This window comes from Bartonella sp. CR127HXZ, from assembly GCF_042194555.1.
GTDB lineage: Bacteria > Pseudomonadota > Alphaproteobacteria > Rhizobiales > Rhizobiaceae > Bartonella > Bartonella grahamii.
The window spans coordinates 221,280-236,937 of the sequence record NZ_JBHIMZ010000002.1; the positions used below are offsets into that span (position 1 = coordinate 221,280).

11 protein-coding genes are annotated in these 15,658 nt (G+C 38.2%); 9 read left to right on the top strand and 2 right to left on the bottom strand.

Annotated features, from left to right (window positions below):
- Positions 1-144 precede the first annotated feature (144 nt).
- The 8 genes from ACFIKY_RS02280 to lpdA all read left to right on the top strand — a co-directional run bounded on the left by ACFIKY_RS02280 (position 145) and on the right by lpdA (position 11,278).
- Entirely contained in the window at positions 145-690 is a 546-nt protein-coding gene (locus tag ACFIKY_RS02280; protein ID WP_015857108.1) for an AprI/Inh family metalloprotease inhibitor, read from the top strand.
- 98 nt (positions 691-788) lie between these two features.
- Positions 789-1,988, top strand: coding sequence for a cell division protein ZapE (gene zapE, locus ACFIKY_RS02285; protein ID WP_375646928.1), 1,200 nt, complete (start codon positions 789-791; stop codon positions 1,986-1,988).
- A 288-nt stretch (positions 1,989-2,276) separates the two neighbouring features.
- Positions 2,277-3,239 (top strand): malate dehydrogenase, encoded by a 963-nt coding sequence (gene mdh, locus ACFIKY_RS02290; RefSeq protein ID WP_375635347.1) that lies wholly within the window; start codon positions 2,277-2,279, stop codon positions 3,237-3,239.
- A 90-nt stretch (positions 3,240-3,329) separates the two neighbouring features.
- A complete protein-coding gene (gene sucC, locus ACFIKY_RS02295; RefSeq protein WP_375635346.1) occupies positions 3,330-4,526 on the top strand; it encodes an ADP-forming succinate--CoA ligase subunit beta in 1,197 nt (398 codons plus the stop codon).
- Between the two features lie 3 nt (positions 4,527-4,529).
- Complete coding sequence (sucD, locus tag ACFIKY_RS02300) at positions 4,530-5,432, top strand: succinate--CoA ligase subunit alpha (protein ID WP_375625535.1); 903 nt, start codon at positions 4,530-4,532, stop codon at positions 5,430-5,432.
- A 164-nt stretch (positions 5,433-5,596) separates the two neighbouring features.
- Entirely contained in the window at positions 5,597-8,596 is a 3,000-nt protein-coding gene (locus ACFIKY_RS02305; protein ID WP_375661334.1) for a 2-oxoglutarate dehydrogenase E1 component, read from the top strand.
- 32 nt (positions 8,597-8,628) lie between these two features.
- Positions 8,629-9,840, top strand: a complete 1,212-nt coding sequence (gene odhB / locus ACFIKY_RS02310) for a 2-oxoglutarate dehydrogenase complex dihydrolipoyllysine-residue succinyltransferase (protein ID WP_375644341.1) — start codon at positions 8,629-8,631, stop codon at positions 9,838-9,840.
- 31 nt (positions 9,841-9,871) lie between these two features.
- Complete coding sequence (gene lpdA, locus ACFIKY_RS02315; protein ID WP_015857101.1) at positions 9,872-11,278, top strand: dihydrolipoyl dehydrogenase; 1,407 nt, start codon at positions 9,872-9,874, stop codon at positions 11,276-11,278.
- A 1,158-nt stretch (positions 11,279-12,436) separates the two neighbouring features.
- Here the strand turns inward: lpdA and ACFIKY_RS02320 are convergent.
- Complete coding sequence (locus ACFIKY_RS02320) at positions 12,437-13,675, bottom strand: saccharopine dehydrogenase NADP-binding domain-containing protein (RefSeq protein WP_375661335.1); 1,239 nt, start codon at positions 13,673-13,675, stop codon at positions 12,437-12,439.
- A gap of 53 nt (positions 13,676-13,728) precedes the next feature.
- Positions 13,729-14,826, bottom strand: coding sequence for a carboxynorspermidine decarboxylase (locus ACFIKY_RS02325; RefSeq protein ID WP_375661369.1), 1,098 nt, complete (start codon positions 14,824-14,826; stop codon positions 13,729-13,731).
- A 167-nt stretch (positions 14,827-14,993) separates the two neighbouring features.
- On the opposite strand from ACFIKY_RS02325, the gene ACFIKY_RS02330 reads away from it, so the two are divergent.
- The gene (locus tag ACFIKY_RS02330) at positions 14,994-15,491 is read left to right on the top strand and encodes a BA14K family protein (RefSeq protein ID WP_375644339.1); all 498 of its coding nucleotides are present in this window, start codon (positions 14,994-14,996) and stop codon (positions 15,489-15,491) included.
- The last annotated feature ends 167 nt before the right edge of the window (positions 15,492-15,658 follow it).

Below are 15,658 nucleotides of genomic sequence, written 5' to 3' on the forward strand. Positions count from 1 at the left end.
AATTGGGTACATAAATTATTTCGTTTAAAAATAAGTGATTTTAACCTGTTTTTTTTAATTTGTTAATTTATCTTTGTAACTATAACAAATATTCACTTAATTTTTTTTGTGAACTTATTTATTGTCGTGGGAGAGAGTACAGATATGTCGTTTTCAAAAATTTCGTTTTTCGTTGCACTATCAACTGTAATGCTTTTAGGGGGATGTTCAACAACACGGTTTGACAGTAATGACGGTAGTAACGCATTAGAAGTTTTTTATCCATCTCAACAAATGACAACATTGGAAGTGTCTGATCTGTCATCTACTTCTTCGTCGATATCTGAGGCAGCAAACGCTTCGATGTATGAAAAAGGAGATTCTCAGAGTGATGGACGAATGGCTAGTCTCGAATTGCCAAGTAATGCTACTGATTTATTTCCTGCAAGTGTTGCTGGTGTATGGAATCTTTCTATGGGGGGTAAAGTTTGTCGGATCGCAACGCCGCAAACAAAGTTTGGACAAGGGTACCGCGCTGGTCCTTTACACTGTCCAGGAATTGCTTCCCAAGTGAGATCGTGGGCTGTTAAAGGAAAAAGATTATATTTTTATAATAACTCTGGACGTGTTATCCTTGCTCTCTACTCTTCAAATGTTGATCGTTTTGAGGGACGTACACTTGATGATCATCCCGTTGTTTTAAGTCGTTAAATCATTTTTGATCGTTTATGAAAAACTAAGCTAGACGGGCAGATTCGTGAAAAGTATTTGTATTTTTCATTGAGAACGGTTTGAAAAAGGTTATTTGGATGATTCTCGTTTCAACACGTTATAAAGAGCTTGTCTCTAAAGGGGAGGTTTGTTTTGATCCCGCTCAATTAGCTATAACAGAATATTTTGACCATTTATTAAAAAAAATTGCGGAACAAAACATCTCTCGTCCTTGGACTTGGATATTTTGCTCTTTCTTTAATAGAATATTTAAGAGGAAAAAACAAAATATCTCTTGTGTTGTAAAACAAGGGGATGAAAAAGGTTCTTTTCAGGGGTTGTATGTTTTTGGTGAAGTAGGACGGGGCAAAACCATGCTGATGGATTTGTTCTTTTCTTGTTTGCCTAAAGGTCATAAAAAGCGTGCTCATTTTAATGATTTTATGACTGATGTGCATGAGCGTATTAATTTTTATCGTCAAGCATCTGGGGGTGAAAAGTTTAAACAAGATAATCCTATTTTAGCTGTTGCTGAAGATCTTGCACGAGAAGCAAAGGTACTTTGTTTTGATGAGTTTAGTGTAACAGATATTGCTGATGCTATGGTATTGGGGCGGCTTATTTCTGCTTTGTTTGATAAAGGAATTTTCTTTATTGCGACTTCAAATGTGGCGCCGGATAACCTTTATTATAACGGTTTAAATCGTGAACTCTTTTTGCCTTTTATTCAAGTTTTGAAAGCATATGTTCGTGTTGTTAATCTTGATGCAAAAACAGATTATCGTCTTGAAAAATCAAATCTACAGCCTGTGTATGTAGCACCTTTAGGGAAAAAAGCAGATGAATGCATGGATCAAGCATGGGCACTTGTATTGCAAGGACATAAGGAGATATCTGATGAGCTTTCTATAAAAGGGCGCCTTATTCCTATTCCGCGGGTTGGTGCAGGATGTGCACGCTTTGATTATGGAGATTTATGTGCAAAGCCTTTGGCAGCGGCTGAGTATTTGGTATTAGGGGAGAATTATCATACGATTTTTATTGATAATGTACCGGTCATGGATGATACATGTCGCAATGAAACAAAACGGTTTATTTTGCTTATTGATATTCTTTATGAGCGCCACATACGGTTATTTATGTCGGCTGCGGCAGAGGTGGGAGATTTGTATAAAGGGCATGCGCAGATTACGGAAACATTTGAATTTCAAAGAACACAGTCACGTCTTTTTGAAATGCAAAGCCACGATTATTTAAAACTTTGGGAAGAACATTTTCTTTTGAAGAAGAAGCATTGATTATACTTTTACCTTTACGTAAACTGTAAAAACAATAACTCTTTGAAATTAAAGAAATGTAATAATTCTGTTGTATTTTTTTAAAATTCACTTTATCGATACATCGTGATAATTTTCTAATAGTTGTTTCAGCGGAGGGTTGTTGTTTCTGTAAGGAGAAAAATTTGTAAATTTCATTTCTTTACTCCTTTTTATGATATTGTTTGAATATGGTTGAAGTCAAAAATATTCAGTATAGGGACGCTGATGGGTGTGCGCTGAATTATCTAAAAGTTAGGAAAAAATAAAATGGCACGGAAAAAAATAGCTCTCATTGGTTCAGGTATGATTGGTGGTACTTTAGCACATATTATTGGGCTTAAAGAGCTTGCTGATGTGGTCTTATTTGATATTGCAGAAGGTGTGCCACAAGGTAAGGCTCTAGATATCGCCGAATCTTCTCCCGTTGATGGTTTTGATATCAGTCTAAAAGGTGCTAATGCTTATGAAGCAATTGAAGGTGCTGATGTTGTTATTGTAACAGCAGGCGTTGCGCGAAAACCTGGTATGAGCCGTGATGAACTTTTGGGCATTAATTTAAAGGTTATGGAACAAGTTGGAGCTGGAATTAAAAAATACGCTTCTTCAGCATTTGTTATTTGTATTACCAATCCCCTTGATGCAATGGTGTGGGCATTGCAGAAATTTTCAGGTCTCCCTACACATAAAGTGGTTGGTATGGCTGGTGTTCTTGATTCAGCGCGTTTTCGTCATTTCTTATCTGAGGAATTTAAGGTCTCTATTAAAGATGTGACAGCGTTTGTTTTAGGGGGGCACGGTGATACAATGGTTCCTCTCGTGCGTTATTCAACAGTTGGTGGTATTTCTTTGCCTGATCTTATAAAGATGGGCTGGACAACACAGGAAAGAATTGATCAAATTATCCAGCGTACCCGTGATGGCGGTGCAGAAATTGTTGGTTTGTTAAAAACAGGTTCTGCTTATTATGCACCAGCAGCTTCTGCTGTTTCTATGGCTGAGGCCTATTTAAAGGACACTAAGCGTGTTGTGCCTGTTGCAGCTTATCTTTCAGGAGAATATGGGGTTAATGATACCTACGTTGGTGTTCCTGTTGTAATTGGTGCAGGTGGTGTTGAACGAGTCATTGAAATTGATCTTGATAAAGAAGAAAGAGGTGCTTTTGATCATTCAGTAAATGCAGTTAAAAAGCTTTGTGAAGCTTGTATTGCTCTTGTGCCTAGTCTCAAGTAAATTGAACAAGATTTAATTCATTAAAACTAAGTATTTAGAATATTAAAACTTTAGGATTAATAATGATCCATAAAAGAAAAGGACAAATGCATGAATATCCATGAGTATCAGGCCAAACGTCTGCTTCATGAATATGGAGCACCAATTGCAAATGGTGTTGCTGTTTATTCTGTTGAGCAAGCTGAAAAATGGGCGGAAAAATTGCCCGGACCTCTCTATGTGGTTAAAAGTCAGATACACGCTGGTGGTCGTGGTAAGGGTAAGTTTAAAGAACTTGGTCCTGATGCAAAGGGTGGTGTTCGGCTTGCAAAATCTGTTGAAGAAGTTGTTGCAAATGTTCAAGAAATGCTTGGTAAAACTTTGGTAACCAAACAAACGGGTCCAGAGGGTAAGCAGGTCAATCGTCTTTACATTGAGGATGGTGCTGATATTGAAAGGGAGCTTTATCTTTCACTTTTGGTTGATCGTAGCGTTGGTCGAATTGCTTTTGTTGTTTCAACAGAAGGTGGAATGGATATTGAAACGGTTGCTGAAGAGACACCAGAAAAAATATTCACGCTTCCCATTGATGCTGTAGAGGGTGTTACTTCGGTTGATTGTGCAAGACTTTGTGATGCATTGAAACTACAAAGTAGTGCGCGAGAAGATGGTGAAAAGCTTTTTCCGATTCTCTATAAGGCATTTTGTAAAAAAGATATGAGCCTTTTAGAAATCAATCCGCTTATTGTGATGAAAGATGGTCGTTTACGTGTTCTTGATGCAAAAGTTTCTTTTGATAATAATGCTCTGTTTCGTCATCCAGATATTTTAGAATTACGCGATCTTTCAGAAGAGGATCCAAAAGAAATTGAAGCATCAAAGCATGATCTTGCTTATGTTGCTCTTGAGGGTACGATTGGTTGCATGGTTAATGGTGCGGGTCTTGCTATGGCAACAATGGATATTATCAAACTCTATGGAGCTGAGCCTGCAAATTTTCTTGACGTTGGTGGTGGAGCGTCAAAAGAAAAGGTGACAGCTGCTTTTAAAATTATTACGGCCGATCCAAATGTTAAGGGCATTTTGGTTAACATTTTTGGTGGTATTATGCGTTGTGATGTCATTGCTGAAGGTGTGGTTGCTGCTGTTCGTGAGGTTGGTTTAAAGGTTCCCTTAGTTGTTCGTCTTGAAGGCACTAATGTTGAGCAGGGTAAAGCAATTATTAATGAAAGTGGTTTGAATGTTATTCCTGCTGATGATTTAGATGATGCTGCCCAAAAAATTGTTGCAGCCGTGAAGGGAGCTTAAGCTATGTCGATTCTTGTGAATAAAGAGACAAAAGTTCTAGTTCAAGGGCTTACAGGAAAAACAGGAACATTTCATACAGAACAGGCGCTTGCTTATCATGGTACGCAAATGGTTGGGGGTGTTAATCCTAAAAAGGGTGGAGAAACATGGGAAGGTTCAAAAGGCGAAACTCTTCCTATCTTTGCTAATGTTGCAGAAGCAAAGGAAAAAACAGGCGCGGATGCTTCTGTTATTTATGTTCCTCCTGCAGGGGCTGCGGCAGCTATTATAGAGGCTATTGAAGCTGAAGTTCGTTTAATTATCTGTATTACGGAAGGTATTCCCGTTATGGATATGGTTAAAGTGAAGGCGCGATTAGAAAACTCAAAGTCTCGTCTTATTGGTCCTAATTGTCCTGGTATTCTTACACCAAATGAATGTAAAATTGGTATTATGCCTGGTTCTATTTTTAGAAAAGGTTCTGTTGGGGTTGTTTCGAGGTCGGGAACTTTAACTTATGAAGCCGTTTTTCAAACGAGTCAGGAAGGTCTCGGGCAAACAACTGCGATAGGGATTGGTGGCGACCCTGTTAAGGGCACTGAATTTATTGATGTGTTGGAAATGTTTTTAGCGGATGATGAAACTCAGTCTATTGTTATGATTGGGGAGATTGGTGGTTCTGCTGAAGAAGAAGCAGCACAGTTTCTGCAAGATGAAGCAAAAAAAGGTCGTAAAAAACCAGTTGTTGGCTTTATTGCTGGCCGTACAGCTCCTCCAGGACGTACAATGGGACATGCTGGTGCTGTTATTTCTGGTGGTAAAGGTGGAGCAGAAGATAAAATTGCGGCAATGGAATCAGCAGGGATTCGAGTGTCTCCTTCACCATCACAGATAGGTAAGACTTTGATGTCAGTTTTGAAGGGCTAAAAGAAAATTTCACCTGAATAAGAAAAAGTTCTTAGATTCAGGTGAAAAAACTTGAGTATAAAAAGGTAAAACTTTTTTGAATGTTTGAATCATTGCTTGTTTTGTAAGCATTTAAAGGTCGAAAAGAGATATAAGGAGACGGAATAGATGTTCCGGAGAGGTATATGGCAAGGCAGGACGAAATAAATAGCCTTTTTGCACAGACATCATTTCTTTATGGTGGCAATGCGGATTATATAGATCAACTTTATGCTCAATATGAAAAAGATCCTACCAGTGTTGATTCACAGTGGCGTGCTTTTTTTGAAGGACTTCATGATAATAAAGAAGATGTTCTCAGAAATGCTGAAGGGGCAACATGGCAAAGTGATCATTGGCCAGTAAAGGCAAATGGAGAATTGGTTTCTGCTCTTGATGGTGATTGGTCTTCTCTTGAAAAATATCTTGGTGATAAATTAAAGGAAAAAGCAATAACAGGTGCTGCACAAAAGGGAAAAACTTCCAGTGAGCAAGATATTATTCGTGCAACACGTGATTCCGTTCATGCAATTATGATGATTCGTGCGTTTCGAGCACGGGGGCATCTTCGTGCGCGGCTTGACCCTCTTCAATTGGCCGAAAAACAAGAAGATTATAAGGAACTTTCTCCAGAAGCTTATGGTTTTACTCCAGCTGATTACGAGCGTCCCATTTTTATTGATAATGTTTTAGGGTTGGAATATGCAACTATTCCACAAATGCTTGAAATTCTCAACCGTACATATTGTTCAACAATCGGTGTGGAATATATGCATGTTTCTGATCCGGTTCAGAAAGCATGGCTTCAAGAACGCATTGAAGGGCGAGATGAAAAAATTTCTTTCACACAACAAGACAAGAAAGCTATCCTGAAAAAGCTTATTCAGGCAGAAGGATTCGAACAGTTTTTAGACACTAAATATAAAGGTACAAAGCGTTTTGGACTCGATGGTGGTGAGGCGCTGATTCCCGCTCTTGAACAGATTATCAAATGTGGTAGTGCTTTAGGGGTGCAGGAAGTTATTTTAGGAATGGCACATCGTGGTCGTTTAAATGTTCTTTCACAAGTTCTTGCCAAGCCGCATAGGGCTATCTTTCATGAATTCAAAGGGGGATCTTATAAGCCTGATGATGTGGAGGGATCCGGTGATGTCAAATATCATTTGGGAACTTCAGCTGATCTTGAATTTGATGGTAAAAAAGTTCATTTATCGCTGTTGGCCAATCCATCTCATCTTGAGATTGTTGATCCGGTTGTTATGGGAAAAGCACGTGCTAAACAAGATCAACTTATGGGACTTGCACATACTGATTTACTCTCATTAAGTGAGCGTTCAAAAGTGATGCCATTGCTTATTCATGGTGATGCTGCTTTTGCGGGACAAGGCGTTATCCAAGAAACTTTTGGTCTTTCAGGTCTTAAAGGTTATCGTGTTGCAGGCTCACTTCATGTTATTATCAATAATCAGATTGGTTTTACAACATCTCCACGTTTTTTACGTTCTTCGCCTTATCCATCAGATGTTGCAAAAATGATTGATGCACCAATTTTCCATGTGAATGGTGATGATCCTGAGGCAGTTGTTTTTGTTGCCAAAATAGCAACAGAGTTTCGCCAAATTTTCCATAAACCGGTGGTTATTGATATGTTTTGTTATCGCCGTTATGGGCATAATGAAGGTGATGAGCCTTCCTTTACGCAACCGCTTATGTATAAAGCAATTCGTAATCATAAAACAACACTTCAACTTTATAGTGACCAATTGGTAGCAGAAGGGGTGATTTCTTTAGAAGAGATTGAGCAACAAAAAAAAATATGGCGCGATAAGCTTGAAGGTGAATTTGAAGCAAGTGCTTCTTATAAGCCTAATAAAGCTGATTGGCTTGATGGAAGCTGGACGGGACTCAAAGCTTTTAGTAGTTCTGATGAACAACATTCTAGAACAACCGGTGTTGAATTAAAAATTTTAAAGGAAATTGGTCAGAAAATTGTCGAAATTCCGGCAGATTTTCACGTTCACAAAACCATTCAACGTTTTTTAAATAATCGTGCTAAAATTTTTGAAACCGGTGAGGGTGTTGACTGGGCAACCGCTGAAGCTCTAGCTTTTGGTTCTCTTTGTTTGGAAGGAGCACCGGTTCGTCTTTCCGGTGAGGATGTTGAACGGGGAACTTTTTCACAACGTCATTCAGTTCTTTATGACCAAGAAAATGAGGCGCGTTATATTCCTTTGAATCATTTACAAAAGGGGCAAGCGCTTTATGAAGTTGTTAATTCTATGCTTTCTGAAGAAGCTGTTCTTGGTTTTGAATATGGATATTCTCTTGCTGAACCACGAGGATTAACACTTTGGGAAGCACAATTTGGTGATTTCTCTAATGGTGCACAGGTCATTTTTGATCAATTTATTTCATCCGCAGAGCGTAAGTGGCTTCGTATGTCTGGTCTTGTGTGTTTATTGCCTCATGGTTTTGAAGGGCAAGGGCCGGAGCATTCTTCTGCACGTTTAGAACGGTTTCTTCAACTTTGTGCGGAAGATAATATGCAGGTTGCTAATTGTACAACCCCTGCAAATTATTTTCATATTTTGCGTCGACAAATTAAGCGTGACTTCCGTAAGCCATTGATTTTGATGACACCGAAATCACTTTTACGTCATAAGCGCGCTGTTTCTCTTCTCAATAAAATGGGGCCAGAAACAAGTTTCTGTCGTGTGTTGCTTGATGATGCAGAATGTCTCAAAGATTCTGTCATTAAGTTGCAGAAAGATAATAAAATTCGCCGTGTCGTTCTTTGTACTGGTAAGGTTTATTACGACCTTTATGAAGAACGTGAAAAAAAGGGTATTGATGATGTTTACCTCCTTCGTGTTGAACAACTTTATCCTTTCCCTGCTAAAGTTTTGGTGAATGTGTTGTCGCGCTTTTTGCAGGCGGAAGTTTTTTGGTGCCAAGAAGAACCAAAAAACATGGGGGCTTGGTCATTTATTGAGCCTTATTTGGAATGGGTTTTGACGCATATTAATGCGCAATATTCACGTGCTCGTTATGCAGGACGTCCTGCGAGTGCGTCACCGGCCTCTGGGTTAATGGTGAAACACCTTGAACAACTGGCTGCGTTTCTTAAAGACGCGTTAGGTTCTTAATTTATTACTACTCTGATGTATGGAAAAATATTATGACTACTGAAATTCGTGTTCCTACTTTGGGCGAATCGGTTACCGAAGCAACGATTGGCAAATGGTTTAAAAAACTTGGCGAAGCTGTCGCTATGGATGAGCCTTTGGTTGAATTAGAAACTGATAAGGTGACCGTTGAAGTTCCTTCTCCTGTTGCGGGAAAATTATCTGAAATCATTGCAAAAGAAGGCGATACGGTTGAAGTAAATGCTCTTTTAGGAGTGGTGGAAGCTGGAGAAGCTGGTGTCTCCCAATCATCTTCACCTTCTGCTACACTTGTTCCAGCGGCTTCATCTGAATCAGAGAAGCCTGCTTCGAGCAGTACAATGCCTCCTTCTCCTTCAGCAGCAAAATTGATGGCTGAAAATAATGTTGCAAAAAGCGATATTTCAGGTTCTGGAAAACGTGGACAAATTCTTAAAGAAGATGTTCTTGGTGGATTAAAACAAAGTACAAATGCCTCTACACCCTCTTCTTCTGCGACGAGTTCTTCGGCAGCTCCTGTCCAAGAAACACGTGAAGAGCGGGTTCGTATGACGAAATTGCGTCAAACAATTGCTCGCCGTCTTAAAGATGCACAAAATGTAGCAGCAATGTTAACCACATTTAATGAGGTTGATATGTCAGCGGTGATGGATTTGCGCAAGCGTTATAAGGACCTTTTTGAAAAGAAACATGGTGTTAAACTTGGTTTTATGGGCTTTTTTACCAAAGCTGTTTGTCATGCATTAAAAGAACTTCCTGCTGTTAATGCCGAGATTGATGGGACAGATATTGTTTACAAAAACTATGTCAATGTTGGAATTGCTGTTGGAACGGATAAAGGGCTTGTTGTTCCAGTAGTGCGAGATGCAGATCAAATGTCATTGGCAGAGATTGAAAAAGAGATTGGTCGTTTGGGGCGTCTTGCGCGTGATGGAAAATTAGCCGTTTCTGATATGCAAGGGGGAACTTTTACCATTACCAATGGTGGTGTGTATGGATCGTTGATGTCAACACCGATTTTGAATGCACCACAATCTGGTATTTTGGGAATGCATGCGATTAAAGAGCGAGCAATGGTTGTTGAGGGCCAAGTTGTGATCCGCCCCATGATGTATTTAGCGCTTTCTTATGATCACCGTATTGTGGATGGGCAAGAAGCTGTAACTTTCCTTGTGCGTGTTAAGGAAAGCTTAGAAGATCCGGAACGCCTTGTTCTTGATTTGTAAAATACAGTTTTCAGGATGAAAGGAGAAACGGATGTCTTATGATGTGGCTGTGATCGGAGCGGGTCCAGGTGGTTATGTAGCAGCAATAAAGGCTGCACAACTAGGACTTAAAGTAGCGATTATTGAAAAGCGTACAACATTAGGAGGAACATGTCTCAACGTTGGTTGTATTCCTTCTAAAGCGTTGTTGCATGCTTCAGAAGTGTTTTCTGAAACCCAGCATGGTTTTGAAACACTTGGTATTTCTATTGGCAAATCTAAGCTTAATCTTGAACAAATGATGGTTCATAAGAAAGCTGTGGTGACAGCCAATACAAGTGGCGTTTCTTTTTTGATGAAAAAAAATAAAGTTGATACTTTTTTGGGGACAGCTAAAATTTTGAGTGCGGGTCATGTGGAAGTTGTTGCCAGAGATGGTAATAAACAAACAATTGAAACAAAAAATATTATTATTGCTACGGGCTCAGAGAGTTCAGGCATTCCAGGTGTGAATGTTGAAATTGATGAAAAGACTATTGTTTCTTCTACGGGAGCCCTTTCACTTGAAAAAGTACCAGAGCATATGATTGTAGTGGGTGCTGGTGTTATTGGTTCAGAACTTGGATCAGTTTGGAGCCGTTTAGGTGCTAAAGTTACCATTATTGAGTATCTTAATAAAATTTTGGGCTCAATGGATGGTGAAGTTTCACGGCAATTTCAGAAATTAATGGAAAAACAGGGGATAGAATATAAGACGGGAACAAAGGTGACAGCTGTTACACAATCTGGCTCAACTGCTCAGGTGACTTTTGAAGCCGTCAAAGGTGGTGCAGCTGAAACTTTAGAGGCTGATGTTGTGCTTATTGCTACTGGACGTTCTCCGTATACGGAGGGGCTTGGCTTAGGGGAGGCTGGTGTTCAGTTAGATGAACGCGGATTTATTGCAATTGATGCCCATTGGCAGACGAATGTTCCAGGAATTTATGCGATTGGTGATGTCGTAAAAGGGCCAATGTTAGCGCATAAAGCAGAGGAAGAAGGCGTTGCTGTGGCAGAAATTTTGGCAGGTCAAAAAGGGCATGTTAATTTTGATGTTATTCCTAGTGTTGTTTATACACAGCCGGAAATTGCTAGTGTAGGAAGGACAGAAGAAGAGCTAAAAACTGCTGGTATTGAATATAATGTTGGCAAATTTCCTTTTATGGCTAATGGTCGTGCTCGTGCAATGCAAAAGAGTGATGGGTTCGTTAAAATCCTTTCTGATAAAAAAACAGATCGGGTATTAGGGGGGCATATTCTTGGATTTGGTGCTGGTGAAATGATCCATGAAATTGCAGTTTTAATGGAATTTGGTGGTTCATCAGAAGATCTGGGGCGTTGTTGCCATGCACATCCTACCTTATCAGAAGCCGTGCGTGAGGCAGCTTTGGCAACATTTGCTAAACCACTTCATATTTAAAAAGCTTTTAAAAAGTACATTTTAAAGGTCATAGGAGGCAGAAAATATTTGTGAAGCATACAACAACATTTTAAAACTTTAAAAAGGAATACAACCAATTGTATTGAAATATTCCGTTTGTTGTATGCTTTTCGATAATTATTGTTTTAAAATTCAGTTGTGTAGTTTTTATTGATTATCTTGTTGTGCACTATCGTTTAGAGCGGTGGTGTTTGGTTTATGTAAAGTTTTACATATGGGGTGGTTTTTATACTGTTATAAAATATTTAGGATAGGGTTATGAGCCTATTTGCGTGCTTTGTTTTAAGAACACATCTCTCAAAATGTGCAAACTTACTTCGCGATGGTGCTCATGAATAGTATAGCTGTAAAGTTCCTCTTGAAATATATAAAATTCATTCAAATTGTTATAAGACCTATTTGTGCATCATCATCTTTATGTTTAGTAAAAGTACACGCTGACATTATAATGCACTTTTTCAGTTCTCAATATTGCTAAAGCTCTTTATTATTTGAGAGTTTTTATAAGAGAGATTTTTATTCTTTTCTTTTATCATTTTTACTCACACGCTCGCTTTGTTTGTGATGTGCAGGAAAAAGATATTAATTGATTCAATGTGAGAGAGTTTGTGATAAGAGAATCTTATAATATTCAGCGTTATGAATCAAGTTGAAAGTGATATTTGTTATTATAAATCAATGTGTTATATATGATAATGAATCATATGAAGAGAGAAGCCAAGAGGAATTCGCTCAAAGAAATTGAAATGTTTAATGATTGGTGTGGGTTAAGGATATTTGTCATTTAAGATGAAGAGGGGAGGGGTTGAATATTCTACAAAATACCGCTCTTTTAAAAGAGCGGTATTTTTATATCTTTTGTTTATGACGCTATCTTTTTGATGATAATGACAAGTTATACAGTGTGATTAAATTAGTTTTTGCTTCTCTGTTTTTCTTGATCATTGCTTGCTATGTCTTAAAAAGATGATATATCTCTTCTTTAAGGTTGTTAAGAAATCGTAATGTTGCCAAAATATAACGAATAGCTAAATTTTTTTTGAAAACCATAATTACATGAGAATATTAAGTTTGTTTTCATTGGGCAGTTTTCTGATAACTTAAAAAATTAAGCATATGCTTTCTATAGGTATAAATTTAAAATTCTAATTTTTTATCCTCTTGTTGTTCTCTTATAAAAGTGGGAAGCCCCATACGATCAAGATATTTAAGGAAAGGGCGGGGTGGTAATTCCTCTACATTGACCATAGTCTTAACATCCCATTCGCCTGTAGCAATGAGAATGGCTGTAGCAGCAGCTGGTACGCCAGCAGTATAGGAAATGCCTTGTGCTCCAGTTTCATGAAAAGCTTGTTTATGATCGGCTATATTATAGATAAAAATTTCTCGCAGGTGTCCATCTTTTTCGCCTTTAATAAGATCTCCGATACAGGTTTTTCCTGTGTAGTTTGGGGCGAGAGAGGAAGGGTCGGGTAAGACGGCTTTCACGACTTTCAAGGGCACGACTTCTTGACCTTCTGCCGTTTTAATCGGTTGTTCGGATAAGAGTCCGAGGTTTTTTAGAACCGTAAAAACAGTGATATAACGTTCACCAAATCCCATCCAGAAACGGACGTTCTCCACATCGAGATTTTTCGATAATGAATGAATTTCATCATGCCCTGTCATATAGGCTTTTTGTTTTCCAACAACGGGGAGATCCCATTCATGGCTGATTTCAAACATTTTATTGGAAGTCCATTTTTTATTTTGCCATGACCATACTTGTCCTGTAAATTCACGGAAGTTAATTTCTGGATCAAAATTTGTAGCAAACCAACGCCCATGATTTCCGGCATTAATATCAATAATATCAATATCTGTGATTTTATCAAAATAATTATCGCGCGCTAATGCTGCATAGGCATTCACTACACCTGGGTCAAAACCTGCTCCTAAAATAGCGGTTATACCAGCTTTTTCACATTCTTGACGCCGAGGCCATTCATAATTGCCATACCAAGGAGGTGTTTCACAAATTTTCAAGGGGTCTTCATGGATCGCTGTATCGATATAAGCGCATTTGGTTTCAATACAAGCTGAAAGAACAGACATATTAAGAAAGGCAGAACCAACATTAATGACAATTTCGCATTTGGTCTTTTGGATGAGCTTTATAGTTTCTTCTACATTCATGGCATTGAGCGAATGGCTTTTGAGAACACCCTGTTCTTTCATTGTGTTTTTTTCTTTAATAGAAGCAATGATGGCTTCACATTTTTTGAGTGTTCGTGAAGCAATATGAATTTCACCAAGAATATCGTTGTTTTGAGCACATTTGTGTGCAACAACTTGTGCAACACCTCCAGCACCAATAATGAGAACATTTTTTTTCATTGTAGGTTCATCTCCTTTTTAATACTGTTGTATGACGTTTTTATGGTTGATCTTTATGAAAGGCTTTTCTGATAGTCGTTATAGCTGAATTGGCGTTGAAGTGTTAATGTACCATCGCACTCTTTGAGAACAATAGCAGGCATTGTAACGCCATTAAACCAGTTTTTCTTGACCATTGTATAACCTGCTGCATCCTGAAAAGACAGCCGATCGCCTATTTTAAGAGGCTGTTGAAATTGAAATGTTCCAAAAATATCGCCGGCAAGACAAGATTTTCCACAAATCATAATTTCGTGTGGTCCTTGATTGGGTTCTAATTTGGCATTTTCACGATAAATGAGAAGATCAAGCATATGTGCTTCAATTGAGCTGTCAACGATGGCAAGATTCTTTTCATTATACAATGTGTCAAGAACACTGACTTCTAATGTGGTGCTTTTGGTGATAGCAGCTTCTCCTGGTTCTAGAAAAAGAGTAACACCATGGGTTTTAGAAAATTGTTTTAAACGTTTTGCGAAAGATTCTAAAGGATAATTTTCAGCTGTAAAATGGATTCCGCCACCAAGGCTTATCCAGTCAACCGCAGCGAAAAGTTCTGCAAATTTTTCTTCCATGTGATTCAGCATTTGGTTAAAAAGATTAAAATCAGCATTTTCGCAATTGTTGTGGATCATTAGGCCATTTATGAGGGGTAGAACTTCTTTTATAGCGCTTTGATTGGTTTCGCCTAAGCGGCTAAAAGGGCGGGAGGGATTGGCAAGATCAAAATTGGATGCGCTGATTCTTGGATTTAACCTCAAACCCCGTTGGATGGTTTTGCTAGCTTTAGAAAAACGTTGAAGTTGTTGGATTGAGTTAAAGATAATTTTGTCTGCATAGCTACAGGCTTCATCAATTTCATGATCGGCCCAAGCAACCGAATAAGCATGTGTTTCTTTGCCAAATTTTTCTCTTCCTAAACGCAGCTCATAAAGGGATGATGATGTGGTTCCATCCATGAACTCAGACATTAAATCAAAAACACTCCATGTGGCAAAACATTTCAAAGCAAGTAAAATTTTAGCTCCAGACATTTCCCGTAAACGAGAAATTGTTTGCATGTTTTTGATGAGTTTCGATTTGTCTATAAGGTAGTAGGGGGTTTTTATCATCATTTATTCATTCTTCTTTGAAGGATCTTATTACCAAGATCAACGTTTAGTACAAAGAGTAACAGAATGTCTCAAGAAAAAAGAGTCTTAAGAAAAGAATCTGTTTCTGTCTAGAAAGAGAAAGGCTTTCTGTAATTACTGTTGTTTATTATTTTGAGTTTTGCGTTATGAGTATGAAAAAAAAATTATATTATGCTTTAGCTTTTGTATTGGTTAGCAGTTTTTTCATTATAACAACTACTCTTGTTAATTGGGGGCAAAATAGGAGTGATGCTAAAGCCAAACTGGTTACTCAGACTTCTGTCCAAGATAGTTCGGTGCCTTTGATTTTTACGGGGCGTAGAGAACTTAATGGTTTTAAAGGTTATCGTCATTATCGGCGTGGTTATCGTAAATATAGTGATAATTGGTGGTATCCTGAAGTGGCATTTGTTACGTCACCGCACTTAAGCACAAAAAGCGCATCATTAAAAGCTGTACCAGATGCTAAAAAAGTGTTTTTAACGTCTTCTTCGGAAAAATTAGAAAAAAAAGAGCCATGGATGCTTAAACAACATATTGAATCTTGCCGTGCGCGTTATCGCTCTTATAATAAAAATGATAATAGTTTTCAGCCTTTTCATGGGGGGCGTAAACAGTGTTTATCACGCTTTTTTAAAGGATAGAAATTATTAAATAAATTTTTAATTGCTTCTTGTCGTGGGCGTTATTGTTCTTACAATAAAGAGAAAACTTGCGTGGTGCGCAGCATTTTCATGAAAGCGTTTTTTTTGAAAAATTTAAATACTTTTAAGTTTTATTAAATCTTATTATCATTAAGTGTGGAATGGGG

Bases quoted from the DNA above. Each gene is read 5' to 3' on its own strand.
- odhB (WP_375644341.1), top strand. From the start codon at position 8,629: ATGACTACTGAAATTCGTGTTCCTACTTTGGGCGAATCGGTTACCGAA.
- ACFIKY_RS02280 (WP_015857108.1), top strand. From the start codon at position 145: ATGTCGTTTTCAAAAATTTCGTTTTTCGTTGCACTATCAACTGTAATG.
- sucD (WP_375625535.1), top strand. From the start codon at position 4,530: ATGTCGATTCTTGTGAATAAAGAGACAAAAGTTCTAGTTCAAGGGCTT.
- lpdA (WP_015857101.1), top strand. From the start codon at position 9,872: ATGTCTTATGATGTGGCTGTGATCGGAGCGGGTCCAGGTGGTTATGTA.
- ACFIKY_RS02330 (WP_375644339.1), top strand. From the start codon at position 14,994: ATGAGTATGAAAAAAAAATTATATTATGCTTTAGCTTTTGTATTGGTT.
- zapE (WP_375646928.1), top strand. From the start codon at position 789: ATGATTCTCGTTTCAACACGTTATAAAGAGCTTGTCTCTAAAGGGGAG.
- ACFIKY_RS02320 (WP_375661335.1), bottom strand. From the start codon at position 13,675: ATGAAAAAAAATGTTCTCATTATTGGTGCTGGAGGTGTTGCACAAGTT.
- sucC (WP_375635346.1), top strand. From the start codon at position 3,330: ATGAATATCCATGAGTATCAGGCCAAACGTCTGCTTCATGAATATGGA.
- mdh (WP_375635347.1), top strand. From the start codon at position 2,277: ATGGCACGGAAAAAAATAGCTCTCATTGGTTCAGGTATGATTGGTGGT.
- ACFIKY_RS02305 (WP_375661334.1), top strand. From the start codon at position 5,597: ATGGCAAGGCAGGACGAAATAAATAGCCTTTTTGCACAGACATCATTT.
- ACFIKY_RS02325 (WP_375661369.1), bottom strand. From the start codon at position 14,826: ATGATAAAAACCCCCTACTACCTTATAGACAAATCGAAACTCATCAAA.